24 protein-coding genes are annotated in these 24555 nt (G+C 40.9%); 15 read left to right on the top strand and 9 right to left on the bottom strand.

Features of this window, described 5'->3' with window-relative positions; translation table 11 throughout:
* Window positions 1-2: 2 nt before the first annotated feature.
* The 10 genes from R8O70_RS04110 to R8O70_RS04065 are packed head-to-tail and all read left to right on the top strand — an operon-like array spanning window position 3 to window position 9863.
* Window positions 3-1169: a hypothetical protein gene (locus tag R8O70_RS04110; protein ID WP_213964577.1), complete on the top strand. Its 1167-nt coding sequence runs from the start codon at window positions 3-5 to the stop codon at window positions 1167-1169.
* Window positions 1154-1648 carry a DapH/DapD/GlmU-related protein gene (locus R8O70_RS04105; protein ID WP_213964576.1) on the top strand — a complete coding sequence of 165 codons (495 nt, stop codon included), beginning with the start codon at window positions 1154-1156 and terminating at the stop codon, window positions 1646-1648. Before R8O70_RS04110 ends, R8O70_RS04105 begins: the two co-directional genes overlap by 16 nt.
* Entirely contained in the window at window positions 1645-2988 is a 1344-nt protein-coding gene (locus tag R8O70_RS04100) for a polysaccharide deacetylase family protein (RefSeq protein WP_213964575.1), read from the top strand. The genes R8O70_RS04105 and R8O70_RS04100 overlap by 4 nt, the downstream gene beginning before the upstream one ends.
* Window positions 2989-4071: a hypothetical protein gene (locus R8O70_RS04095; protein ID WP_213964574.1), complete on the top strand. Its 1083-nt coding sequence runs from the start codon at window positions 2989-2991 to the stop codon at window positions 4069-4071.
* Window positions 4068-5408 carry a hypothetical protein gene (locus R8O70_RS04090; protein ID WP_213964573.1) on the top strand — a complete coding sequence of 447 codons (1341 nt, stop codon included), beginning with the start codon at window positions 4068-4070 and terminating at the stop codon, window positions 5406-5408. Before R8O70_RS04095 ends, R8O70_RS04090 begins: the two co-directional genes overlap by 4 nt.
* 4 nt (window positions 5409-5412) lie before the next feature.
* Window positions 5413-6483, top strand: a complete 1071-nt coding sequence (rfbB, locus tag R8O70_RS04085; RefSeq protein ID WP_213964572.1) for a dTDP-glucose 4,6-dehydratase — start codon at window positions 5413-5415, stop codon at window positions 6481-6483.
* 5 nt (window positions 6484-6488) lie between these two features.
* Window positions 6489-7361: a glucose-1-phosphate thymidylyltransferase RfbA gene (gene rfbA / locus R8O70_RS04080; protein WP_213964571.1), complete on the top strand. Its 873-nt coding sequence runs from the start codon at window positions 6489-6491 to the stop codon at window positions 7359-7361.
* Window positions 7362-7379: 18 nt separating this feature from the next.
* The gene (rfbD, locus tag R8O70_RS04075; RefSeq protein ID WP_374041083.1) at window positions 7380-8267 is read left to right on the top strand and encodes a dTDP-4-dehydrorhamnose reductase; all 888 of its coding nucleotides are present in this window, start codon (window positions 7380-7382) and stop codon (window positions 8265-8267) included.
* Window positions 8254-8802 carry a dTDP-4-dehydrorhamnose 3,5-epimerase gene (gene rfbC / locus R8O70_RS04070; RefSeq protein WP_213964569.1) on the top strand — a complete coding sequence of 183 codons (549 nt, stop codon included), beginning with the start codon at window positions 8254-8256 and terminating at the stop codon, window positions 8800-8802. Before rfbD ends, rfbC begins: the two co-directional genes overlap by 14 nt.
* Entirely contained in the window at window positions 8799-9863 is a 1065-nt protein-coding gene (locus R8O70_RS04065; protein WP_258624996.1) for a DUF1972 domain-containing protein, read from the top strand. The genes rfbC and R8O70_RS04065 overlap by 4 nt, the downstream gene beginning before the upstream one ends.
* Window positions 9864-9962: 99 nt before the next feature.
* Here R8O70_RS04065 and wecA read toward each other — a convergent pair whose 3' ends face one another.
* On the bottom strand, window positions 9963-11051 hold the full coding sequence (gene wecA, locus R8O70_RS04060; RefSeq protein WP_213964567.1) for a UDP-N-acetylglucosamine--undecaprenyl-phosphate N-acetylglucosaminephosphotransferase: 1089 nt from the start codon (window positions 11049-11051) through the stop codon (window positions 9963-9965).
* A 173-nt stretch (window positions 11052-11224) separates the two neighbouring features.
* Here wecA and R8O70_RS04055 point away from each other — a divergent pair, with 173 nt between their 5' ends.
* The gene (locus R8O70_RS04055; protein WP_258624994.1) at window positions 11225-12391 is read left to right on the top strand and encodes a nucleotide sugar dehydrogenase; all 1167 of its coding nucleotides are present in this window, start codon (window positions 11225-11227) and stop codon (window positions 12389-12391) included.
* Between the two features lie 70 nt (window positions 12392-12461).
* Here R8O70_RS04055 and R8O70_RS04050 read toward each other — a convergent pair whose 3' ends face one another.
* Both R8O70_RS04050 and tpiA read right to left on the bottom strand, forming a co-directional pair.
* A complete protein-coding gene (locus R8O70_RS04050; RefSeq protein WP_258624990.1) occupies window positions 12462-13811 on the bottom strand; it encodes an MBL fold metallo-hydrolase RNA specificity domain-containing protein in 1350 nt (449 codons plus the stop codon).
* A gap of 390 nt (window positions 13812-14201) precedes the next feature.
* The gene (tpiA, locus tag R8O70_RS04045) at window positions 14202-14972 is read right to left on the bottom strand and encodes a triose-phosphate isomerase (RefSeq protein ID WP_033905991.1); all 771 of its coding nucleotides are present in this window, start codon (window positions 14970-14972) and stop codon (window positions 14202-14204) included.
* Between the two features lie 269 nt (window positions 14973-15241).
* Between tpiA and R8O70_RS04040 the strand changes: the two genes are divergently transcribed.
* From R8O70_RS04040 to R8O70_RS04030, 3 genes are all read left to right on the top strand, one after another.
* Window positions 15242-15589 (top strand): 5-carboxymethyl-2-hydroxymuconate Delta-isomerase, encoded by a 348-nt coding sequence (locus R8O70_RS04040; RefSeq protein ID WP_017820736.1) that lies wholly within the window; start codon window positions 15242-15244, stop codon window positions 15587-15589.
* A 162-nt stretch (window positions 15590-15751) separates the two neighbouring features.
* On the top strand, window positions 15752-16174 hold the full coding sequence (locus R8O70_RS04035; RefSeq protein ID WP_053303353.1) for a DUF805 domain-containing protein: 423 nt from the start codon (window positions 15752-15754) through the stop codon (window positions 16172-16174).
* 559 nt (window positions 16175-16733) lie between these two features.
* Window positions 16734-17027, top strand: a complete 294-nt coding sequence (locus tag R8O70_RS04030; protein ID WP_025768346.1) for a GIY-YIG nuclease family protein — start codon at window positions 16734-16736, stop codon at window positions 17025-17027.
* On the opposite strand, the gene R8O70_RS04025 is transcribed toward R8O70_RS04030, so the two are convergent.
* The 3 genes from R8O70_RS04025 to glpX form a co-directional block, all read right to left on the bottom strand.
* Window positions 17021-17371, bottom strand: a complete 351-nt coding sequence (locus R8O70_RS04025; protein WP_213877138.1) for a DUF3135 domain-containing protein — start codon at window positions 17369-17371, stop codon at window positions 17021-17023. The genes R8O70_RS04030 and R8O70_RS04025 overlap by 7 nt on opposite strands.
* A gap of 160 nt (window positions 17372-17531) precedes the next feature.
* Entirely contained in the window at window positions 17532-18152 is a 621-nt protein-coding gene (locus R8O70_RS04020) for a helix-turn-helix transcriptional regulator (protein ID WP_005379532.1), read from the bottom strand.
* 385 nt (window positions 18153-18537) lie between these two features.
* Window positions 18538-19545 carry a class II fructose-bisphosphatase gene (glpX, locus tag R8O70_RS04015; protein ID WP_047101877.1) on the bottom strand — a complete coding sequence of 336 codons (1008 nt, stop codon included), beginning with the start codon at window positions 19543-19545 and terminating at the stop codon, window positions 18538-18540.
* Between the two features lie 348 nt (window positions 19546-19893).
* On the opposite strand from glpX, the gene zapB reads away from it, so the two are divergent.
* Complete coding sequence (zapB, locus tag R8O70_RS04010) at window positions 19894-20136, top strand: cell division protein ZapB (protein ID WP_005379536.1); 243 nt, start codon at window positions 19894-19896, stop codon at window positions 20134-20136.
* A 135-nt stretch (window positions 20137-20271) separates the two neighbouring features.
* Here the strand turns inward: zapB and rraA are convergent, their stop codons facing one another.
* The 3 genes from rraA to hslU form a co-directional block, all read right to left on the bottom strand.
* Complete coding sequence (gene rraA, locus R8O70_RS04005) at window positions 20272-20778, bottom strand: ribonuclease E activity regulator RraA (protein ID WP_005379537.1); 507 nt, start codon at window positions 20776-20778, stop codon at window positions 20272-20274.
* 76 nt (window positions 20779-20854) lie between these two features.
* Window positions 20855-21772 (bottom strand): 1,4-dihydroxy-2-naphthoate polyprenyltransferase, encoded by a 918-nt coding sequence (locus R8O70_RS04000; protein ID WP_169644247.1) that lies wholly within the window; start codon window positions 21770-21772, stop codon window positions 20855-20857.
* A 1431-nt stretch (window positions 21773-23203) separates the two neighbouring features.
* The gene (gene hslU, locus R8O70_RS03995) at window positions 23204-24535 is read right to left on the bottom strand and encodes an HslU--HslV peptidase ATPase subunit (protein WP_238970169.1); all 1332 of its coding nucleotides are present in this window, start codon (window positions 24533-24535) and stop codon (window positions 23204-23206) included.
* Window positions 24536-24555 lie beyond the last annotated feature (20 nt).

The following is a 24555-nucleotide window of genomic DNA, read 5'->3' as shown; positions in this document are numbered from 1 at the left end:
CTATGCATAATAAAGTTTGTGGTTTAATATTAGGCGGACATGTTAATGGATATTCTATTGTATCCGAACTTTATGAAAATGGTATAAGAGATCTGGTCTTATTTGATTATGGACGTTCTATTGCAAGATACAGCAACAAACTTGTATCAGTTTCATCTCTGTCACCTTGCTTATCAGATCTTAAAGATAAAATTATTGGATTGAAAGATGATTATGATTACATAGTTATATTTCCAACAGATGATAAGCAATTGGAAATGTTAGCTGATATTTATAACGAGATTTCTTCCTTTTGTTATATCCCTATCAATGAAAAAAGTCTAAAGAAAGCCCTAGATAAGAGCTATCAATATCAAGTATGTGAACACATCGGTGTACCTTACCCGAGAAGTAAAAATATAGAAGATTCGATATCCGTTAGTGATTTAGAAAATTTAACATTCCCAATTATTATTAAACCTATTACTCGGCAAGATCTTTCTGTTCCCGTATTCAGAAACCTGTATTTAGAAGACTTAGAAGCTCTTAGTCAAAATCTAAGCCTGATTAATTCTCATTTGAAAAACGGGGTAGGTTTTTTAGCATCTGAGTTTGTGCCAGGAAATGACACAAATATATATGCATATACCTGTTTCAAAGATAAAAACGGTGATATTAAAAGTGAATGGGCAGGAAAAAAGCTTACACAATATCCGGACAATTATGGCGTAGTGTGCAGTGCGTCAAATGAATTTGCCGAAGAAGTGTTAGAGCAAGGTAGAAGACTTGTTTCAGAATTGGATGTCTGTGGTGTTATAGAGCCTGAATTTAAGTATGATAACAGAGATAATAGTTTCAAATTAATGGAAGTCAATTTACGCTCCATGATGTGGAATAAAGTAGGTTCTTCAAGTGGTGTAAACCTGCATGTGTCACTTTTCAAGTCTGCTATTAAGGAGGATGTTATTAGGTATGAACAAGAAACAAAAGATAGCATCCATACAGTCTTGATGCTTCATGAAATCCCTAACCTTCTTACTAGAAAAGGTTACTTAAAACATTTCAAACACAATGTTTTCGGTAGTAAAAGAAGAGTATGGATGATCTTTGACAAGGGAGATATAAAGCCATTTCTATACAGCTTGTTAGTTTTATTTAAGATGATAGGACGCTTATGCTTAAAGAAATAATTAGAAATATCAGAACAAGAATCAGATATAGAATAATAAAAAACAAACTCGATGTTTCGATTGCTTCTAGTTCTGTTATTTACAATGTAAAATTTTCTGGCGGTGGTAAGATTGAAGACAATACGAGAGTGATTGGTGATAAGCTAATTACAATTGGTAATAATATATATATAAATGCCGGGTGTCACTTCTTGGGTAACATTAATATAGGCAATGATGTTATGATCGGGCCAAAGGTAATAATCTGGTCTAGAGATCACGGAATAAATGCAAATAAATTAATGAGATTACAACCGCATCATGATAGTCCTGTCAATATTGGGAATGATGTTTGGATTGGTGCTGGTTCTATTATCTTAAAAGGTGTATCAGTAGAGAACGGTGCGGTGGTAGGAGCAGGAAGTGTCGTCACTAAGGATGTTTCTGAAGGAACTATCGTTGCGGGCAACCCTGCTAGAGTTATTGGTGTTAGACGATGATTACTGTTTCTGTTCCTTTTATTTCGAACAAGTTAGCTTATGCGATAAATTATGTTTTTCAAGAAAGATTGGGGGTCGAATACGATATAAAAGTTAGGAACGACTTAAACAACGAATTATCTGTTATAATTGAAAATAATGGAGAGAACGTTCGTTTTCCACTTTTTCTTTGGGATTCCGAGTTTGGTGATTTGAAAGTTGATAAAATACTTAGCTTAGATAAGGTAGATATTTTATCGAAAGGAAAGGAAATTCCTGTTATTGATTTTTCTAATGGAAAGGTTGATAAAATTACGGATGTGGATGTTTTTGGTTTTATTTTCTTTATGCTATCGAGAATAGAAGAGTTAAATGAAAATAAACAACTTGATGATCATCAAAGATTTTCTGCTAAGGACTCTTTTGCTTTTAAACATAATTTCTTAGACTTTCCTGTTGTTGATTGGTATATCGAATTGGTGATAGAGGAACTTGAACTAATAGATATTAACCGAAAAAAAGAGGATAACTTCACAACACTTGTTTCTTGCGATGTTGATTATCCAACAGAATACTATCTTCATTCTTATAAATATTTTTGTAGAAAGTTCATTACTTCTTTATTAAAGGAAAGAAAGTTTTTCCGATCTGTGAGACTGGCAAAAAGGTTCCTTTTTTCGAGTATGAATATATATCAGAACGATATTTTTACTGAAAATGTGCGTTATATTATGGATGTCAATGAAAGGAATGGTCGAAAGGTCATTTTTTATTTTATTCCTTACAATACATCAACGTTTGATTCTAATTTGAGCCTTGAATCTCATGTGGTTACAACGCTCCTCGAGGAGATAAAAGATAGAGGGCATATAATAGGTATCCACCCGTCATATGACTCTACCACTGATAAAGCCATTTTTGAGCTCAACGTTAATAAATTCAAAAACTCAGCAGCTTTTTTTGAAGGTGAAGAGTTGCATAGTCGTACTCACTTCTTAAAATGGGACGCATTTAATACACCTGAATGGTTGGAATCAGGCAATATCAACGTAGATTCAAGCATTGGTTATGCTGATCTTTCAGGGTTTAGGTGTGGAACATGTCATCCATTCAAGTTATATGATTTGAAAAATGACAAATCTACTAGTGTTAGCGAGTTTCCTTTAGTTTGTATGGATGCTTCAATACTTTCAACCAAGTATGAAGGATTAAACAGTTTTAACAGAGCTATGGAAAGAGTTTCTTTTCTTAAAGAACAATGTAAACAGGTAAACGGTGTTTTTACTCTACTCTGGCATAACAGTAGTTTTGAAGATAAGTTTGAGAAAAAACTCTATGAAAAAGTAACGGAGGTTGAGTGAGTGATATCTGCTAGCAATGTGTTGATAGTAAATTATTACGGAGAGAATGGTAATAATCCAGGTGGTAAAAGGACTTTATTATGGAAAGAGTTTTTTAAGGGGCACAACGTTGATATTTCATTCCCTAACTCTGATAAAAATAAAGGACTCTTTCAAAAGGTTTTTCATAGATTAATAAATTTTTCCCTAGGCCATTACCCTGAACTACCCCAAGATTGGGTTGTAGAAGTTAATGAAGCGATTAACTCTGGTATATATGATGTCGTAGTATTATGCTGCCCTGAATACTCTGTATGTGAATTTGTTTCTAAAAACAGCAGAAGTAAGATTATTCTCGATATCAGGGATGGAATTTATTTTGAGTCACTTTGGAGTCGAATGGAAAGGTGGCGATATAAAAGTAAGTTATTGTCTTTGGAAGATAAAATAAAAGAAGCAGATCTTTTGTCGACCAATATTCCTGGTCTTAAAAGACACTACGAAAATAAATATAAATTGCCGATGTATTTATTACTCAATATATCTGTATTTAACAATCAAAATTATTCTATTAAACGCAATGTAAATAACAAGAGTGAATTTCGATTATTATATACTGGAGGGTTGCTGAAAAGTTCCATTGGCCAGAATCTGATCTGCTTGTGCCGCTCTATCAAAATGCTCAACGATAAAGGGGAAAGAATAACCCTTACAATGCTAGGTAGATTTAATGCCATTGAACGATTTTTTTATACTAAGTTATTTAATTTTATTGAAATTAGAGAGGAAGTTCCTTCAGAAGAACTGTCAAAAATATCTGAAGATTTCGACTGTTTTGTGATATCTAACACAACTAACCGAGATCTGTTACCTTCGAAATTTTGGTTTTACATCAAATCAAACTTTCCAATTCTTTCTATATCTCCTTCATATTCGTTAGATTTTGTATCACAGTCAATTGAGGGCTTGATATCTACTAGTCGTGACAGTGAGGACATTGCCGAAAAAATAAAACAAATTTTAGCTCTTGAAGATTTTGACCGATTTAAATTAAACATTAATGATGATAAAGAAGAATTAATGTCTAAATTGGGACTCGTATGATATATGTAATTTTACAAGTTTTACTCTTTTTGCTAACTTCTTATATATTATACCGGCAAGTATTGAATCCTAAAGCATATTCCATTGTTTCGTCTTATGAATTTCGATTTTTTATTTTATTTAATATCGTTGTTCTGTTGGGGTTTGGGTCTATTCTCGCTTATAACTTGCCAGACACTAATTCTGTTTTAAAACGAGTGATGCCTGGTGGGTATGAATGGGGATTGGTAGGTGTTTTAATTTTTCTTGTTTGTTGGTTGTTAGTTTCGGCGTTATTTAATGCAAAAGAGCGTTCTTATGATTATGTGAAAATTGATAGAAAGGAAGACTCTTTTTGCAGTGTTAATATATTAATATTATTAACGTCATTAATGGTGGCTTCAACATTACTTATCTTAGTGGTTTATGGTATCCCTCAAAAAGCGATGTTTTCAGGCATGTCTGCACAAGATCTTGCTGTAATGCGGACTTCGGGATTGCATAACTCAACAGCCGTACCAACATTAGTGCGACGTCTTTTTGCTAAAGAGCTTTCTATTGTACTCAGTTTTATATTTTTAGCCCGAGTTGTTTTGTCCAAAAACAGAAAATCAATATTAAAAAGTAAAGCGAAATTGTTATTGTTGATTAGCTTTTTTTGTGCTGTCTACCATGTAAGTTTTGAATTGTCTAAATCAAAGCTTGTTGCTTATCTTTTAATATATTATTTGCTTTATTGTTCTTGTAAGTTGAGATCATATAAGCGGAAAACAAACCTATCCTCATTGTTTTTAACATTTGTTTTTCTTTTTGGTGTCTTGGTTTTAATATTTTCTTTGACCTATCCAGACTATGATTTTCAACAATTAATATTATATTTGATATCTCGCCTATTTGTTAGTCAAATATCGCCTTATTACTATTCTGTTGGACTCTGGGTTAACGATGTAAACATTGCGGAGCCTTTTGATATAATTTTCTACCTTGGTGAAGTTTTCAAGCTCGCTGATTTTCAAGCTCCAGCTCAGCGTTTGACTGAAATGCTATTCTATGATGCCTATATTAGTGGCAGAATGAACTACTTGAGTAGTTTTTTAATGGGAGACGCGGTATCTATGTTTGGATTTTATTCAGTGCCTTTCTTCTCTCTATATATCGCTTTTTTATTAAGAGGTTTCTTTTTTATAAGATGCTTTGGTTTTCCAAAGGACCTATTTTTTGGTCTAGGAGCAGCAGTACTATATGGTAGTAATTTTATGTCTTCTCTATTTCCATTCATCTTAAGCTCAAGTGTTATCTTTATCGTTATTTTATCAATGCTAGCAAGTAAGCGTACTTTCCTTTATTTACCTAAGTGACTTTATGAAAACAAAAAAAATTTTAGTAACCGGTGGGGCCGGATTTATAGGCTCAGCGGTAGTTCGTCATATATTGTTTGATACCCCTGACACAGTAATTAATGTCGACGCACTCACTTATGCGGGCAATACTGAATCCATACCAAACATCGAAGATGGGAGTCGTTATATTTTTGAAAATATAGACATTTGTGACTCGAACGAACTTAAGAGAGTTTTTTACCAGCATAAGCCTGATGCGATAATGCACTTAGCTGCAGAGTCCCACGTTGATCGTTCTATTGATGGTCCTTCTGCATTTATTCAAACAAACATAGTCGGTACGTTCAACATGTTGGAAGCGGCTCGCTCTTATTGGCTAGGTTTAGATAGCGAAGCTAAGGACAGATTCCGTTTTCATCATATTTCAACAGATGAAGTGTATGGCGATTTAGAAGGTACGACAGAGCTGTTTACTGAAGAAACATCGTACGAACCTAGTAGCCCTTACTCCGCTAGCAAAGCGAGCTCTGATCATCTAGTAAGAGCCTGGGGGAGAACATATGGTTTGCCTATACTTGTGACGAATTGTTCAAATAATTACGGTCCCTATCACTTTCCCGAAAAGTTAATACCTCATATCATCCTAAATGCTATCCATGGAAAACCACTGCCAGTTTATGGGGATGGGTGTCAAGTTCGTGATTGGTTGTTTGTTGAGGATCATGCAAGGGCTCTATACAAGGTGTTAACGGAAGGAAACGTTGGTGAAACTTATAACATTGGTGGTCATAACGAAAAGAAAAATATAGAGGTTGTTGAAACTATTTGTGATTTGCTTGAAGAGTTGAGACCTACTAAACCAGGTGGTATTTCTAGTTACAAAGATCTTATTTGCTTTGTTAAAGATCGACCAGGTCATGATATCCGCTATGCGATTGATGCGACTAAAATAGAGTGTGAATTAGGCTGGAGACCGGAAGAAAGCTTTGAAAGTGGAATTAAAAAGACGGTTGAATGGTATTTAAATAATGAAGGTTGGTGGTCACGAGTATTGTCTGGTGAATATCAACTGAATCGACTTGGAGAAGCTTGAAGCTTATGAAAGGTATAATTCTAGCCGGAGGTTCTGGTACACGTCTATACCCCCTGACCAGAGGTACTTCCAAGCAAATGCTTCCTATTTATGATAAACCAATGATTTACTATCCACTCTCAACGCTGATGTTAGCTGGAATTAGAGATATCCTAATCATAACAACTCCTGAAGACCAACCTGGGTTTAAAAGGTTATTGGGAGATGGTTCTGATTACGGGATCAATTTGCAGTATGCAATTCAACCTAGTCCTGACGGACTTGCGCAGGCATTTATCATAGGTGAAGACTTCATCGGCTCAGACTCGGTATGTTTAGTCCTTGGTGACAATATTTTCTATGGGCAGTCATTTTCTAAAACGTTGCAAAACGCTGCTCGTCGTAAAAGTGGGGCGACTGTGTTTGGATATCAGGTGAAAGATCCTGAACGTTTCGGAGTCGTTGAATTTGATGAATCACGTCGCGCGATTTCAATTGAAGAAAAACCAATGGTGCCTAAATCGGATTATGCCGTTACAGGTTTGTATTTCTATGACAACCGCGTAGTTGAGTGGGCGAAGAAAGTTGAGCCATCAGAAAGGGGTGAATTAGAGATTACCTCATTGAATCAAATGTACTTAGAAGATGGTTCTTTAAATGTAGAACTCTTAGGGCGTGGGTTCGCTTGGTTGGACACAGGGACGCATGAAAGTTTGCACGAAGCTTCATCATTTGTTCAAACGATAGAGCATGTCCAAGGTTTAAAAGTTGCGTGCCTTGAAGAGATTGCTTGGAGAAACGATTGGTTGACCAATGAGGAGTTATTAGATATTGCCAAACCAATGATGAAAAATGAATACGGTCAATATCTATGCCGTTTAGCTAATGATTATAAATAAGGGGAGGTGGGAGTAATTATGAAAGTTCTTATTACCGGAGCCAAAGGACAAGTTGGCTCATGTGTAGTTCAGTTATTAAGCGGAAGGCCAGATGTAGAGGTTATAGCTTATGACCGAGACGAACTAGACATTACTTGTGCTAGAAGTGTTACAGAAGCTGTATCGAATATTTCCCCTGAAGTAATCATCAATGCAGCGGCTTATACTGCGGTCGATAAAGCGGAGGACGAGGTTGAACTAAGTTATCTCTTGAATCGTGATGGCCCAAAGCATTTGGCTTTAGCTGCTGAGGCTAACTCATGTACTCTACTCCATATTTCTACCGACTACGTATTCGATGGTACTAAGCCATCTCCCTATAGAGAGTCAGATCCAACAAACCCTAAAACTGTTTATGGCCGAAGTAAGCTAGAGGGTGAGAGAGTTGTTACTGACAATTGTTCTAAACACGTTATCCTACGTACCGCTTGGGTTTTTGGTGAGAGTGGTAATAATTTTGTAAAAACGATGCTTAAACTAGCAAAAAATCGGCCCGAGTTAGCAGTGATTGGGGACCAATTTGGCGGTCCTACATATGCTGGTGATATTGCTTCTGCTCTGATTTCTATTATGGATCAACTCAGTGCGGGTAACGGAGTGTACGGTATTTATCATTTTTCTGGTGAGCCACACGTTAGTTGGCATGAATTTGCGTGTGAAATTTTCGTAAAAGCAAAAGAAAGAGATATCTTAGACGTTCTTCCTGAGGTTAGGAAAATCAAGTCAGAAGATTACCCGACACTTGCAGAACGACCTAAGAACTCTCGTTTAGACTGTTCGAAAATCCACAATATTTTTGGTATCACTACTAGTTCTTGGATGACTGCACTTAATAATATACGAGATTATGACCATGAGAGTAATTAACACGGAAATCCCTGATGTTAAGATTATTGAACCTGAGGTGTTTGGAGATCAGCGGGGGTTCTTTATGGAAACTTGGCAGCAGAAAAAATTCGAAGATTTAGTGACAGGTCGTCCAACTCAGTTTGTGCAAGATAATCACTCAAAATCTAAAAAAGGAATCTTAAGAGGTTTACATTACCAAACTGAAAACACGCAAGGAAAGCTTGTCAGAGTCGTAAAAGGTGAGGTCTTTGATGTTGCTGTAGATATCAGGGTGGGCTCTCCTACTTTTGGCAAATGGGTTGGTGTTTTTCTTTCTGAGACCAATAAGCATCAATTATGGATACCAGAAGGTTTTGCTCATGGTTTTTATGTCACAAGTGATGAAGCTGAATTTGTTTATAAGTGTACAGATTACTACAATCCTAGTGCTGAACATTCCATAATATGGAATGACAAGAATATTGGAATTAAGTGGCCATTGAGCCAACCTCCAGTATTGTCTAATAAAGATGCGAGTGCCCCACTATTATATGAATTGGAACAGTTACTATGAAGAAGGTCGCAATTATAGGTACTGTCGGAATTCCTGCTTGTTATGGTGGCTTTGAGTCACTTGTCGAAAATCTAACAAAGAATAGCAGTAAGCAGATAAGGTATTCGGTATTCTGTTCTTCTCATCATTACCAAGAGAAAATGGAAGAGTATAATAATGCAGAGTTGCTATATTTACCGCTAAAAGCAAACGGTATGCAAAGTATACCTTATGATATTTTTTCTTTGATCAAATGTTTTAAGCTAAAACCAGATGTGGTTTTAATTCTCGGCGTATCGGGATGTATTTTTTTACCAATTTTCAAGCTAATATCTAGAGCTAAAGTTGTGACTAATATTGATGGGCTAGAATGGAAGCGTGATAAATGGGGATGGGCTATCAAGAAGTTTCTAAAAATTTCTGAAAAAATAGCTGTTAAGTTTTCAGACGTTGTTGTCACCGACAATAAAGCAATTGGTGATTACGTCTATAGTGAATATGGTAAATATAATGTAACAATCGCCTATGGTGGTGACCATGCAATTAGAAACTCACTCGATGAAGGGATATTAAAAAGTGAGTTTAGTGATTATGCGTTAGGTTTATGCCGTATTGAACCTGAAAATAACGTAGAAATGATTTTAGACGCTTTTTCTAAAATATCTAAAAAAATAAAGTTCGTTGGAAACTGGGAATCCAGTACTTTTGGTAAGGAACTCAGAAATAAATATGGAAGTTTCGAAAATATTGAGTTACTAGATCCTATTTATGATTTAGACAGGTTGTATCGACTTAGAAAGTGTTGTTCGTTATATCTGCATGGACATTCAGCTGGCGGAACAAATCCATCTTTAGTCGAAATGATGCACTTTGGTATCCCAGTTTTGGCATTTGATTGTTCATTTAATCGTTATAGTACGGATGATAAGGCATTGTACTTCAAAGATGAAAAACAATTGAGGGAGATTATTGATAGTACTTCTGAAGAAGACTTAGCGAAGAATGCATGCTATATGGAACAGATCGCATCAAAGCGTTATACGTGGAGCGAAATATCAAGGTTGTATGAACTGACGTATTGATGTGTTCGTTTTGGTTATAATAACCGCCTACAGAGTAGGCGGTTATTATATGAAATGCAAAGTCGATAGAATTGTCGGTTAATTGCAGCTTATACCATTCTAGCTAGCTTTTTGCTTCAGAGTTTTTGGTTTGTCACTTGGTGTGAATTTATTTTTAACTAAACTTGTGATGCGCCATATGTAAGCAAGTATAATTGAGTAAATGATAAAGCAAGTAATAAACACATAGAACATGATGGCTTCAGGAATCTTTGTTATCTCGCCATAAAGGCCAAACGAAGCGTATAGAGTTGCAATGCTACAGATGGCACAGAGTGTTTGTTTCGAGCTTAATCCAAGGCGTTGGAAAATATGATGTAAGTGTTCACGGTCAGGTTTAAATGGAGAATCTCCACGACGAACTCGTCTAATCATAATAGCAGCCATATCCATTAATGGGACCGCTATCAGCCAAAGAGCAGTGACCGGTCTCATTAGTGGCTCTGAACTTCCAGTTTGGCTAACTCCTAATAAAAGCCAAATAACGGTAAAGCCGATCATCATACTTCCTGCATCCCCCATGAATACCTTTCTTTCCCTTCCAAGAATTCCCAGATTCATAAAGATATACGGCAGCATAGCTATAATGATTACGACGCACAGATAAGCAAGGCCATGTTGGCTATCGACTTGGAGCAAGAATGCCAAAGCACCAAATGTCACAATGGAGAGGCCACCTAGCAGACCATCAATACCATCTACCATATTGAACGCATTTATTGCACCGATTACCGCCAGGACTGTGATAAAACCTCCAAACCAACCTAAAGATATTTCACCAAAACCGAACATGTTTCCCAGGCTATGTAGCTCAATACCCGCGATTTTCATCATGGCAATAGAAAGCGCAGCTTGAATCCCCATACGAATTTTGAAGCTCAGATCGATCTTGTCATCAACAGCTCCGATAGTAGTCAAGGTGCATATGCAAGTCAGATATAGCCAGCTGTATTCTATAGTCTCTGGGTTGAATGTAAGGAACTGTGCTAGAACTAGACAAATAGATATTCCACCAACCAAAGGGATTGTTCCGTTGTGCAGTTTTCGAGCGTTGGGCTTGTCAACTAAGCCTACTTTTTTTGCTACTTTTCGCATTAAAAAGAGAGTAGCAAAAGAAGAGAAAAAGATAAAACTGAGTTCGAGTACCATACATTAGCCAACTGTATTATGAAATTTAATCTGTGCGATTCTAACGCAAATTTAAGGCATGAAAAAGTTAGTGAAAGGATATTTATAGTTTGCAGTGTTCACAGAAGTGTTGCTAGAGTTGATGTCACCAGCGAGGAGGAGTATTCTAACGTCACATTTTTAAGGGGATTTTCATGAAGATTGCTGTTGTCGGCACTGGCTACGTAGGGCTATCCAACGCGATGTTGTTAGCTCAAAACCATGAAGTGGTTGCTCTAGATATCGTTTCCGAAAAGGTTGAATTGCTAAACAAAAAACAGTCACCAATTGTTGATACTGAGATTGAGGATTTCCTTAAGAATAAAGAACTAAACTTTAACGCAACGACGGATAAGCAGGAAGCTTATCTGGGTGCAGAGTATGTGGTAATCGCAACGCCAACGGATTATGACTCTGTAACGCATTATTTTAATACTTCTTCAGTTGAAGCTGTGATTAAAGATGTGATGGCAATTAACCCTGATGCGGTGATGGTGATTAAGTCTACCGTACCAGTGGGATACACGGCTCGCATTAAAGTAGAGCTTGGTTGTGAGAATGTAATCTTTTCGCCAGAGTTTCTTCGTGAAGGTAAAGCGCTTTACGATAACCTTCACCCTTCTCGTATTATTGTTGGTGAGCGAAGTGAACGTGCGGAAGTGTTTGCAGGTCTGCTTGTTGAAGGTGCAGTAAAAGAAGATATTCAAGTTCTATTTACTGACTCTACAGAAGCTGAAGCTGTAAAACTATTTTCAAACACTTACCTTGCTATGCGTGTTGCATACTTCAATGAACTGGATTCTTATGCAGAAGCTCATGGCTTGGATGCTCGTCAGATCATTGAAGGTGTTGGCTTAGATCCTCGTATCGGTAATCATTACAACAACCCATCATTTGGTTACGGTGGTTACTGCTTACCAAAAGATACTAAACAGCTTTTAGCCAATTACCAAGATGTACCAAACAACATCATTGGTGCGATTGTTGATGCTAACCGTACTCGTAAAGATTTTGTGGCTGAAGCTATTCTTAAGCGCGAACCAAAAGTTGTCGGTATTTATCGTTTAATCATGAAGGCGGGATCGGATAACTTCCGTGCTTCTTCTATTCAAGGCATCATGAAGCGTATCAAGGCGAAAGGTGTTGAGGTCGTAGTTTACGAACCAGTGCTCAAAGAAGAAGATTTCTTTAACTCTCGAGTGATTAAAGAGCTGAATGAGTTCAAACAAAGTGCGGATGTGATTGTTTCTAACCGCATGGTGGAAGAGTTAGCCGATGTAGCGGATAAAGTTTACACGCGTGACTTGTTTGGTAGCGACTAATCAATCTCCGGTAAGGTCCTAGTTTGCTAGGACCTTCTTTGCTTTTACTAAAGTATTCACTTCGCTCTAATCAATAAACCACCTCAATTCCCTCTGCTTCCAATTTCTCTCCTAACTCTTTTTTCGCTTCTTTCTCTCCATGTATCAAATGCACGGCTTTTGGTTGTGCTGGAATACCAGTAACAAACTTCAATAAATCGCTTTGGTCTGCATGTGCAGAATATCCAGAGATGGTATGGATCTGTGCGTTGGCTTCGATTGGTTGGTTATCGATATCCACCGTGTGGCTGCCTGATTGGATTTCTCGACCTAAGGTTCCTTGCGCTTGATAGCCCGCAAACAGCACATCATTTCTTGCGTCTGGTAAGAGTGCTTTTAAGTAATTGACGATTCTTCCTCCTTCGCACATACCGGATGCCGCGACGACAATCGCAGGCTCATCGGTGGAGGCTAGTCGGTTCACTAATGCTTGATGTTCTCGATGGCTTTCCACAGTAATGCATTGTTCAAAAGCGAGGGGATGACGATGATTGTTGAGCTTTTTCTTTGCTTCTTTTCCCCATAGTTTTTTGAAACGGCGGTAGGTCTTCGTGACTCTTTTCGCAAGCGGTGAGTCTAGGATAATTGGCAAAGAAGACGACAAGTCGCGTTGATGAATCAGTTGTTCAATATCGAATAACAGTTCCTGCGTACGCCCTACGCTGAAAGCTGGGATCAGAATTACACCACCGTCTTGCAGTGCGTGATCGATAATGGCGTTCAAGCGCTCAGTTCGAGTGACAATATATTCATGCTCTTTGTTGCCGTATGTGGACTCGATGAACAAATAGTCGGCACGCTTTGGCGGCTTCGGATCGGGTAAGAGTGGGGTATTGGACGGACCTAGATCGCCGGAAAACACGATGATTTCATGATTGGGGAGTTTGAATTCCACGTAAGCGGAACCAAGAATGTGCCCCGCAGGCTGAAAGCGTAGGTAACATTGTTTGCCAAGTGGCAGCCATTGTTGGTAGTCATGGGGTCTTAGCTGTTTTTTAATAACATTGAGGACTTGTTGACGCTGGTGGAAGTTCAAAACCAGTTGCAGCTTTAATCCATCTTCTAGCATGAGCGGTACCAGTTCGGCTGTTGCTTTAGTGCAGTAAATGGGACCTTTAAATCCAGCAGCCAGTAACCAAGGTAGGCGTCCAATATGGTCGATATGAGAATGAGTCAGGACTAATGCTTTGATGTGTTTAACCGGAAATTCAATATCCAGTGATGCCTTGCGGTTGCCAAAATGGATGTCTTTGCCTTGAAAGAGTCCGCAATCGATCAAGATGCTGCCGTGTGGCAGTTTCAATTCATGACAAGAGCCAGTGACGGTATGTTTCCCACCATGGTGAATCACACTGGCGATGTCTGATATTGGTGTTGTCATGTCGATTGCTCCTCCTTGAACAAGCATAGGTCAATACTAAATCTTGAGGGTAGGGTAAGTGAATAGAGTTCGTTAGTTGGATGGAATTGAGTGGGAATAATCGGAAGTGCGATTAGGCTCTTTGTTTTGATGTAAGGCGTTTTTCGTTACTTAACTTTGGGTTTGACACATACGGTTAGTAGATTCCTGATGTCGCTTAGGCTCCTCGGAATGACGGGACTCTTATAGATTATTTCTGTTGTTTTGCTGGTTTGATTTGGGTGTGTGCGGAGAGTAGATTCCTGATGTCGCTTAGACTCCTTGGAATGACAAAACTCATTAGATCGTAAGCAAACAAAAAGGGATGCATGATGCATCCCTTTGTTATTTCTACTCTCAGTAAAAACGAGATTAAGCTTTTGCTTTAGCCGCTGCTTTAGCGATTGCTGCGAAGCTTTTCGCGTCTAGAGAAGCACCGCCAACTAGAGCGCCGTCGATGTCTGGTTGTGAGAAGTAAGCCTCAGCGTTTTCTGGCTTAACAGAGCCGCCGTATTGGATGATTACTTGTGCTGCAACTGCTTCGTCTTTCGCTGCGATTAGTGCGCGGATAGAAGCGTGGATGCGTTGTGCATCTTCAGCGGTTGCTGCTTTACCAGTACCGATAGCCCAGATTGGTTCGTAAGCGATGATTGCGCCGTTTAGAGCTTCAACACCGTAAGTGTCGATAACTGCGTTGATTTGACGTGCACATACTGCTTCAGTTTCGCCAGCTTCGTTTTGCGCTTCAGATTCACCGATACAGAAAACTGGAGTTAGACCGTTTTCTTTTAGGAAGTTGAATTTCTTAGCGATGAACTCGTCAGATTCGTTGTGGTATTCACGACGCTCTGAGTGACCGATGATGATGTGAGTAGCACCGAAATCTTTCAGCATTTCTGGAGACATATCGCCAGTGAACGCACCGCTGTTGTTTAGGTCAGTGTTTTGAGCACCTAGGATAACTTTGTTACCGCCTTCAGCGATTACGCGCTCTGCTAGGTCGATGTAAAGTGCTGGTGGAGCGACTGCTACGTCAACACCTTCAACGCCTTCAAGTTCAGCGTTAAGACCAGTTAGCAGCTCAGTTACCATTGCTTTGCTGCCGTTTAGTTTCCAGTTACCCATCACTACAGGACGACGCATAGGAATATCTCCCTTATCTTTAATGTAAATAGTCAATTAATGTAAAAAATCTACGTAGGAATATAACAGAATAATGTGAACAGATCATGATTGGCGTCATGTCTTGTCCGGCTTTCTTTGTTGATTCGACCAAGCATCGATCCTGTTATTTTTGTCAAAAGCAACCGATTGGTGATCGCGTAGACAGAATGATAGTTCATTCCTCGGAAGTTGCTGCTGAGATTGGTATTACTACGCGCTGGAATTAATTGTTGTAGAAAGGAATCAAAATGCCAAATCTCGTTTTAGAGTATTCAAACTCGGTGGAAGAACGCGTCAATGTTCAGGGGTTGCTGGAGGATTTACATAAAACGGCGTTAGAAAGTGGCCTTTTTGAACTCGCGTCAGTGAAATCTAGAACGCTCCGGTGCCACAATTGGTTAATAGGAGAGGAGGGTGATAGCCTCGACTTTATCCATATCAACTTTGATTTGTTATCTGGTCGCTCCCAAGAACAAAAGCGAGAACTGTCACGAGCCTTGATGGCGACACTTCAAGAGCAAGCTAGTCACGTGCACAGTTTAACGGTCAATATCAGAGACATGGATATAGATAGCTTCCAAAAGGTCGTGAACTAGGTTGCGCTGAATTGCCCGAGAATAGCGAGGGGTTATTGTTACGAATTCTCAGCCCGGCTCTGCTTGTTGTAAGGTCGTTGTGGGCACCCAAGCTATCGGTGTCCTTTCCAAACTATATCGACTCGGCTAATCTATAACCTTTCTACTTTGGGGTAAAATTTGATGTCGACTAAAGAGTTACTGTTTTCTTTTCAAGGACGTATAAACCGTAAAACCTACTGGATTTGGAACGTCATTTACTATGTGTCCATTCTAGGCTTTGGTGCCGGTATCAGCCAACTGCTTCCTACTCTCTCCTATGTGCTTCTTCCTATTTTCTTGGTGGTTCTGTTGCTCCCTGATTTGGCGATAACTACCAAGCGTTGGCACGACCGCAACAAATCGATCTATTGGCTAGCACTGAATATTCCGTTGATTATCGGACGAATTGCCACGCCAATGACCAGCCCAGCCGCGCAAGAGCCGTCGACCCCACAGATGTTCGTCGCTTCCATTTCTCTGATTTGTGGTTTATGGATTCTAATTGAATGTGGTCTCTTAAAGGGGACATCAGGACCAAACCAATATGGCCCTGAGCCGGAGTAATTGCCTCAAGTATCGTGCGTGCTGAAAGTAGATTCTTAGTCTCGCTAAGGCTCGCTAGAATGACGATCCTTTTTGGTTTGGAGGCTGTTAAAGTCATCATCATTCTGAACAGCGAGGGACGAGTGTGATTCAGAATCTATCGTCCGCTTGAGCCCTGGTTAAGCTGTGTGTGAAAGAGTAGGAGTTTGCTGTTACCAGATCCTTAGTCTCGCTAAGGCTCGCTAGAATGACGAACTCTTTTGATGTTGAGGCTGTTAAAGCCACCGTCATTCTGAACAGCGAGGGACGAGTGTGATTAAGAATCTATCATCCGATTGTGCGGTGGTTTAGGTGAGCGCGAAAGAATAGGTGCTTGTTGTTATCAAATTCTTAGTCTCGCTAAGGCTCGCTAGAATGACGAATTCTTTTGATTTAGAGACTGTGAAAGCCATCGTCATTCTGAACAGCGAGGAACGAGTGTGATTCAGAATCTACGCACAGAGCGCTCCGAGTTTGAAATAAACTGCCTGAGCTTGCGAATTACAACGGAAAAGTAACAGCGAATAATGAAGGAGAATGAATCATCGATAAGACACCTTGCGTTTATATCCTAACGTCAAATAACAACGCCGTTCTCTACATAGGTGTTACCAGTCAGCTGCCCCAAAGAATATGGCAACATAAAAATGGAGTAGTGGAAGGATTTACTAAGAAATACAACGTTCATAAGCTCGTTTACTTTGAGTTATTCGACGATATGGCTAATGCTATAAACCGAGAAAAGCAGCTCAAGCAGTGGAAGCGTGAGTGGAAGTTAGCCTTGGTAAGAGAAACGAACCCTAACTTTCTCGATCTATCTACTGAGTATCAGTAAAAATCATCCCTATCTTTAAACGCATTTAAGCTAACCACATCCGCTTTTTGTGTTGGTGCGGCTTCCCCTTGTAGCGCTGCTTTGAACTTCACGACCTGTTTTTGCAACTCGTTCATCAATACCACATTGGTGTGATGAGGGTTTTTACACGTGCTGATGACTCTATCAATGTGGCTTTGTTGAGCCCACAATCTTTCTTTCATATTTTCTGATGCGCTCTCGATCATCTCTTTCGCCATCTCATGACGAAATTGCTCAAAAGCTTCTGGGTCTCGCTCTGCCATTCGAACCATTTCATCGAATGGAGGAAGCGTTTGGGATGGGATATGACGTAGATTAGACATCGATGCTCTCCAAATCCATATGGAAGTTGCCTTTAGTTACTAAAAGCCTATACCACTAGAAAGAGGAGAGAGGATGAATTCTTCAGCCGTCTCACTTATAAGAGAAGCTTTCAAGCTTGAGATTGAATAAGTGCGGCATGTCGATGTTTGGTTGTGGTGGTTACTGCAGTTGTTGGATGCGGTAAACGCAGCGTCTTTGGCCACTAATGATGTGTTCGGTACGCTCTACTTTGGTGTCACGTCCAAGTAAAGACTGAAAGACACTTAATTCTGATTGGCACAAGCTTGGGCAGCGAGTTGCGGCTTTACAAATCGGACAGTGATTTTCGATCAAGATGAATCCGTTCTCATCTTTCTCGAGCTCGGCCATATAGCCTTCTTGCTCTCTTAATGTGACAAGTGTTTCTAGTTTGCTTTGCAGAGAGTCGCATTGCTCAAGATGCTGACGATAACTTTGTAACGTGAGTTTTTCCCTTTCTGATGTGACTTTTTCCAGTCCATCTTTGCCAAAGATATGTTCGACAGCTTCTATAAACTGAATGGTCAACTCACCGTGACGGTCAGCAAATTGCTCATGACCTTTTTGAGTGAGAGACCAATGACGAGCAGGGCGACCAACTTTCACTTTTACGTCATGGATAGAAAGAATGCCATCATCTTCTAAACTTTGTAGGTGCTGACGAGCCCCCATGGTTGTCATACCTAGCTCAGAAGAGAGTTGTTTTGCAGTGACGGAGCCATCACGCTTAACGATTTGCAATATCCTATCTACGGTCTTCATATACCCACCATTTATACGTCAGTACATATTATGCGCGATAGGGTTAGTAAAGAAAAGTGTTGACTTAATTTGAGTGTGGATTTGTAGGGGCTATGTTCATATGAGCCAATATATGTCGTCATTCTGAACAGCGAGGAACGAGGTGATTCAGAATCCATCTTCTGGTTGAGCAGTGGTTAAGGTGACCAGGAAAGAATAGGAGCTTGTTACTACTAGATTTTTAGTCTCGCTGGGGCTCGCTAGAATGACGAATTCTTTTGATTTAGGGCTAATTAAAGCCACCGTCATTCTGAACAACGAGGAACGAGTGTGATTCAGAATCTATTGTCCGGTTGTGCGAAAAGAAAGGCTCACACTCAGATTGAGCGAGAGCCTCGAGAAATGCTTAAAGAATAATATCACGCACTTCTGGATCTTTACGATCTAGGTAGTGAGTCGACTTAATGCGACGAATAGTACGGCATCGACCGCGCACGAGCAGCGTTTCTGTGGTCGCTATATTGCCTTGACGAGAGATACCTTCCAGCAAGTCACCTTTAGTGATGCCTGTAGCTGAAAATACCACATTGTCGCTACGAGCCATGTCTTCCATTTTGAGGACAACATTCGCTTTTACGCCCATTTCATCGCAGCGTTTTAGTTCATCTGCACCGTAAATGCGGTTTTCTTCAGTATCGCCTTTTACCTCATGACGAGGAAGCAGGCGACCGTGCATGTCACCGTCTAGCGCTCGAATTACCGCTGCTGATACAACCCCTTCTGGCGCACCGCCAATACAGTACATCATGTCCACTTCACTGTCTGGCATACAAGTTAGAATAGAGGCAGCCACGTCACCATCAGGCACCGCAAAGACACGCACGCCCATTGCTTGCATTTCTGCAATAACGTTATCGTGGCGAGGTTTCGCAAGGGTAATAACGACTAGGGTATCAAGTGGCTTGTTCAGGGCTTTTGCTACGTTCTCTAGGTTTTCTTTTAACGGCTTTTCTAAGTCAATTACGCCTTTTGCACCAGGGCCAACAACCAGTTTTTCCATGTACATATCTGGCGCTTTAAGAAAGCTGCCTTTCTCACCTGCGGCAAGTACGGCTAGTGCGTTCGATTGTCCCATTGCCGTCATACGCGTTCCTTCAATCGGGTCGACTGCAATATCTACTTCATCACCACCAATACCCACTTGCTCACCAATGTACAGCATTGGCGCATCATCGATTTCACCCTCACCAATGACAATTTCACCACTGATATCTGTTTTGTTCAGTAGCGTGCGCATAACTTCAACAGCTGCGCCATCGGCTGCGTTTTTATCGCCACGGCCAAGCCATTTGTAACCAGCCAGAGCTGCACCTTCAGTCACACGGGAAAATGCCATTGCTAAATCGCGTTTCATGATGTCTCCAAGTAAGCAAGAGGGAAGAAGAATTTGCGCGGCGATTCTATCACAAGGTCGAGTAAACGTTTGCCTTTTTGCGAGGCTTTTACTTTATCTAACTTGAATTTGATCAATACTTAGGGCGATTTTCAGAGTAGCGGGACGCAAAATCCTTGCTCAAAAATGCTTCGGCGACAAGAAAAGTCAGCGTTTAGTGAGATTGCGCTGATTTTTTGACCGAATGATGCAAAATATCGAATATAGTGAGTGTTTCTCATCGCGACGCTGAGTAGAATGAACCTTATATAGGTTAGGTGTGCATCAATCTCGCACATCGTCCCAACGGAATAACATAGGTAGGCCAAGATGTCTTTTGAAGTACTAGAACAACTAGAATCTAAAATTCAAACTGCAGTTGACACAATCACTCTTCTTCAGATGGAAGTCGAAGAGCTGAAAGAAGATAAAGCTAAACTTGCGGAAGAAGCTAACGAGCTTCGCTCTCAACGTGAAGAGCTAGAGCAAAAAGCACAACAAGCACAGCAAGAGCACGCACAATGGCAAGAGCGCATTCGTGCACTACTTGGCAAAATGGACGAAGTGGAATAATTCGGCTTCTTCATTCCAAATTAAAAACACCCGCGTTAAGCGGGTGTTTGTATTTTAGGGAAGTAGAAAATGTTAAGACAAGGCTAGGCGCTGATAGCTAAGAGAAGACCCTATAACTTAGACACCTAAGACTCGCTATGCTTCTTCATCCAACTCTAAATCAATATTCAATGGTTCAGGCGACAGGATAATTCCGGTGCTATCAGCATAAATGTAATCTTCTGGAAGGAAGCTAACGCCGCCAAAGTTGACTGGTACATCCAATTCGCCAATACCCTGACTTGTCGCTCCAACAGGAATAGAAGCGAGGGCTTGAATGCCTAAGTTCATATCTTCAAGTTCATCTACTTCACGAACACAGCCGTAAACGACAATGCCTTCCCACTCGTTTTCTTCCGCAATGGTTGCGATTTCTGCATCGATAAGGGCTTTACGTAGGGAACCGCCACCGTCAATTAACAAAACGCGACCAAGTCCATCTTGCTCTAATGTCTCGCGGATCAACGAATTATCTTCAAAACACTTGATGGTGGTGATTTGCCCGGCAAATGAAGCGCGACCGCCAAAGTTACTGAACATTGGTTCAACCACATCTACCTGATCGAGGTAGATATCACAGAGTGCTGAGGTATTGTATTCCATAGCGTACCTTTCTAAACAGAAATTGGTTGTCTTTGAGTATATCTAGGCATTAAGTCAATGCAATGACAATCCTTTTTTAACTTACTAGAGTTTGAGCTACCACAATTGTTGCAAACAAAACGTTGGTGACTAGAGAGCATTTCACGATGACTGGCATCATTGGTGCTATTTGAGCAGGCTTTTGTGTATGCCAAACCGCTTTACCATGATCGGCCACGAAATAAATACTAAGTAAGAATGGCAAGCTAATCCAAACGGGTTTGTCTTGAATTAACAAGTAAGCCGCAAAGGCAAGGATAGCTCCGCCAAGTAAAATAAAGTGGTACTGTTTGGCTTTACGTTGACCTAAGCGTACCGCCACCGTGCGTTTACCACACTCTCGGTCGTTCTCTATATCACGCATATTGTTGATATTGAGTACTGCAACGGCGAGTAAACCGCAGCCTAAAGCAGGTAAGAATAGCGTGGTGTCTACGTGACCGGTATGCAAGAAGTAGGTACCGGATACGCCGAGTAAACCAAAAAACAAGAACACTGATATATCGCCAAGCCCCACGTAACCGTATGGTTTGCTACCCATGGTATAAGCAATGGCTGCGAGAATGGCCAAAATTCCCAGCCCGATAAAAGTGACAATGCTTTCCAGTGAACTTAGTGAATAGAAAACTAAAACCAAGCCTGAGATTGCGGTCAGAACGATGTTAAAGATAATCGCGTGTTTCATCTGTTTCGCACTTACCGCGCCAGACTGCATCGCTCGTAATGGACCGAGGCGTTTGTCGTTATCTGTACCTTGAACGGCATCGCCATAGTCGTTTGCCAGGTTGGACAGAATTTGCAGCAATGTCGCGGTTACGAAAGCCATGATGGCAATCGTCAGTGAGAAATGACCCGCCGAGTACGCGAGCACGCTACCTGTTAAGATAGAGACCAATGCCAGAGGTAATGTTTTTGGACGAGCGGCTTCAAGCCAGATCTGTAGAGATTGTTTCATGGAAATTTCGTGCTAGTAACCAATGTGCCCAGTATAAGCACAAAGAGGCAGATACGCTATTGACCTAAAACAACTCAACTAGAAGTCAAAGGGTTATTCAGAATCTATCATCCGGTTGTGCAGTGGTGAAGGTGAGTGGGAAAGAAAGGCGTTTGCTGTTAGCAGATTCTTAGTCTCGCTTGAGCTCGCTAGAATGACGAGATCTTTTTTGATTTAGGTATTGTCAAAGTCACCGTCATTCTGAACAACGAGTGTGATTCAGAATCGATCATCCGATTGTGCGGTGGTTAAGGTGAGTGGGGAAGAATAGGCGTCTGCTGTTAGCAGATTCTTAGTCTCGCTTGAGCTCGCTAAAATGACGAGGTCTTTTGATTTAGATGTTGTCAAAGTCACCGTCATTCTGAACAACGAGTGTGATTCAGAATCGATCATCCGATTGTGCGGTGGTGAAGGTGAGTGGGAAAGAATAGGCGTCTGCTGTTAGCAGATTCTTAGTCTCGCTTGAGCTCGCTAAAATGACGAGGTCTTTTGATTTAGATGTTGTCAAAGTCACCGTCATTCTGAACAACGAGTGTGATTCAGAATCGATCATCCGATTGTGCGGTGGTGAAGGTGAGTGGGAAAGAATAGGCGTCTGCTGTTACCAGATTCTTAGTCTCGCTTGAGCTCGCTAGAATGACGAGATCTTTTTTGATTTAGGTATTGTCAAAGTCACCGTCATTCTGAACAACGAGTGTGATTCAGAATCGATCATCCGATTGTGCGGTGGTTAAGGTGAGTGGGGAAGAATAGGCGTCTGCTGTTGCCAGATTCTTAGTCTCGCTTGAGCTCGCTAGAATGACGAGATCTTTTGGATTTAGATGTTGTCAAAGTCACCGTCATTCTGAACAGCGAGGAGCGAGTGTGATTCAGAATCTATCGTCCCAATAGTGCCGTGGTTAAGGTGAGTGGGAAAGAATAGGAGCTTGCTGTTAGCAGATTCATAGTCTCGCTTGAGCTCGCTAGAATGACGAGAGTTTTTGGTCTAGATGTTGTCTAAGTCACCGTCATTCTGAACAGCGAGGAACGAGTGTGATTCAGAATCTATCATCTGATTGTGCGGTGGTTACGGTGAGAGAGAAAGAGTAGGTGTTTGCTGTTAGCAGATTCTTAGTCTCGCTTGAGTTCGCTAGAATGACGAGGTCTTTTGATTTAGATGTTGTCAAAGTCACCGTCATTCTGAACAACGAGTGTGATTCAGAATCGATCATCCGATTGTGCGGTGGTGAAGGTGAGTGGGAAAGAATAGGCGTCTGCTGTTACCAGATTCTTAGTCTCGCTTGAGCTCGCTAGAATGACGAGAGCTTTTGATTTAGATGTTGTCTAAGTCACCGCCATTCTAAACAAAAAGCCCAGAAACAAGGTTCTGGGCTTTGGTGGGATAGATTGCGGTTAAAGAATAAAGCGGCTTAGATCTTCATCTTCAATCGTGTCGCCTAGACGCTCTTTCACATAAGCGGAATTAATAACGAATTTAGCGCCAGATTGCTCCGCAGCGTCGTAAGAGATTTCATCCATCAAGCGTTCCATTACGGTGTGTAAGCGACGAGCACCGATGTTTTCTGTGCTTTCGTTGACTGTCCATGCCGCTTCCGCGATTTGCGTGATGCCGTCTTCTGTGAATTCGATGTCCACATCTTCCGTTTTCATCAACGCAACGTACTGCTCTGTTAGAGAGGCTTTTGGTTCTGTCAGAATGCGTTTGAAGTCGTTGCTGCTTAGTGCTTCTAGCTCAACACGAATTGGTAGACGGCCTTGCAATTCTGGGATCAAGTCAGATGGTTTTGCCACTTGGAATGCACCAGATGCAACAAACAGAATGTGGTCTGTTTTTACCATGCCGTGCTTGGTTGATACCGTGCTGCCTTCAATCAATGGAAGTAGGTCGCGCTGAACACCTTCGCGTGAAACGTCTGGGCCTGAGCTCTCGCCGCGTTTACAGATCTTGTCGATCTCATCGATAAATACGATGCCGTTGTTTTCAACGTTGAAAATCGCTGCTTCTTTTAGCTCTTCTTGGTTTACCAGTTTCGCCGCTTCTTCTTCCGCTAACGCTTTCATTGCGTCTTTGATTTTCAGCTTACGTTTTTTCTTAGTGTCGCCTGCCAGGTTTTGGAACATGCCTTGCAGCTGGTTAGTCATCTCTTCCATACCAGGAGGCGCCATGATCTCTACGCCCATCTGCGGTGCGGCTACGTCGATTTCAATTTCTTTATCGTCTAGTTGGCCTTCACGCAGTTTCTTACGGAAGATCTGGCGAGTGTGAGAAGACTCTTCCGTTTGCTCTGATTGACCCCAACTATCACGTGCTGGTGGCAGTAGCGCATCAAGAATGCGTTCTTCCGCTTGTTCTTCTGCGCGGAATTTCACTTTTTCCATCGCTTGTTGATGCGTCATTTTCACAGCGACATCTGTTAGGTCACGGATGATGGTTTCAACTTCTTTACCAACGTAACCCACTTCGGTGAATTTTGTCGCTTCAACTTTGATGAAAGGGGCATTTGCCAGTTTTGCGAGGCGTCGTGCGATTTCAGTCTTACCAACACCAGTAGGACCAATCATCAAGATGTTTTTTGGCGTCACTTCGGCACGCAAGCTTTCTTCAAGCTGCATGCGGCGCCAGCGGTTACGAAGTGCAATCGCAACCGAACGCTTGGCTTTTTCTTGACCGATAATGTGGCGGTTCAATTCATGAACGATTTCGCGAGGCGTCATTTCAGACATATTCTTTCCTTACTTCGTTA

It is taken from the genome of Vibrio sp. 779(2023), assembly GCF_033344285.1.
Classification (GTDB): domain Bacteria; phylum Pseudomonadota; class Gammaproteobacteria; order Enterobacterales; family Vibrionaceae; genus Vibrio; species Vibrio alginolyticus.
Note: the sequence above shows the minus strand (reverse complement) of the source record. Positions and strands in the feature narration are given on the sequence as shown.

Coding starts and splice junctions, on each gene's coding strand:
- R8O70_RS04110 (WP_213964577.1), top strand. CDS start 3: ATGCATAATAAAGTTTGTGGTTTAATATTAGGCGGACATGTTAATGGA.
- R8O70_RS04105 (WP_213964576.1), top strand. CDS start 1,154: ATGCTTAAAGAAATAATTAGAAATATCAGAACAAGAATCAGATATAGA.
- R8O70_RS04100 (WP_213964575.1), top strand. CDS start 1,645: ATGATTACTGTTTCTGTTCCTTTTATTTCGAACAAGTTAGCTTATGCG.
- R8O70_RS04090 (WP_213964573.1), top strand. CDS start 4,068: ATGATATATGTAATTTTACAAGTTTTACTCTTTTTGCTAACTTCTTAT.
- rfbB (WP_213964572.1), top strand. CDS start 5,413: ATGAAAACAAAAAAAATTTTAGTAACCGGTGGGGCCGGATTTATAGGC.
- rfbA (WP_213964571.1), top strand. CDS start 6,489: ATGAAAGGTATAATTCTAGCCGGAGGTTCTGGTACACGTCTATACCCC.
- rfbD (WP_374041083.1), top strand. CDS start 7,380: ATGAAAGTTCTTATTACCGGAGCCAAAGGACAAGTTGGCTCATGTGTA.
- rfbC (WP_213964569.1), top strand. CDS start 8,254: ATGAGAGTAATTAACACGGAAATCCCTGATGTTAAGATTATTGAACCT.
- R8O70_RS04065 (WP_258624996.1), top strand. CDS start 8,799: ATGAAGAAGGTCGCAATTATAGGTACTGTCGGAATTCCTGCTTGTTAT.
- wecA (WP_213964567.1), bottom strand. CDS start 11,051: ATGGTACTCGAACTCAGTTTTATCTTTTTCTCTTCTTTTGCTACTCTC.
- R8O70_RS04055 (WP_258624994.1), top strand. CDS start 11,225: ATGAAGATTGCTGTTGTCGGCACTGGCTACGTAGGGCTATCCAACGCG.
- R8O70_RS04050 (WP_258624990.1), bottom strand. CDS start 13,811: ATGACAACACCAATATCAGACATCGCCAGTGTGATTCACCATGGTGGG.
- tpiA (WP_033905991.1), bottom strand. CDS start 14,972: ATGCGTCGTCCTGTAGTGATGGGTAACTGGAAACTAAACGGCAGCAAA.
- R8O70_RS04040 (WP_017820736.1), top strand. CDS start 15,242: ATGCCAAATCTCGTTTTAGAGTATTCAAACTCGGTGGAAGAACGCGTC.
- R8O70_RS04035 (WP_053303353.1), top strand. CDS start 15,752: ATGTCGACTAAAGAGTTACTGTTTTCTTTTCAAGGACGTATAAACCGT.
- R8O70_RS04025 (WP_213877138.1), bottom strand. CDS start 17,371: ATGTCTAATCTACGTCATATCCCATCCCAAACGCTTCCTCCATTCGAT.
- R8O70_RS04020 (WP_005379532.1), bottom strand. CDS start 18,152: ATGAAGACCGTAGATAGGATATTGCAAATCGTTAAGCGTGATGGCTCC.
- glpX (WP_047101877.1), bottom strand. CDS start 19,545: ATGAAACGCGATTTAGCAATGGCATTTTCCCGTGTGACTGAAGGTGCA.
- zapB (WP_005379536.1), top strand. CDS start 19,894: ATGTCTTTTGAAGTACTAGAACAACTAGAATCTAAAATTCAAACTGCA.
- rraA (WP_005379537.1), bottom strand. CDS start 20,778: ATGGAATACAATACCTCAGCACTCTGTGATATCTACCTCGATCAGGTA.
- R8O70_RS04000 (WP_169644247.1), bottom strand. CDS start 21,772: ATGAAACAATCTCTACAGATCTGGCTTGAAGCCGCTCGTCCAAAAACA.
- hslU (WP_238970169.1), bottom strand. CDS start 24,535: ATGTCTGAAATGACGCCTCGCGAAATCGTTCATGAATTGAACCGCCAC.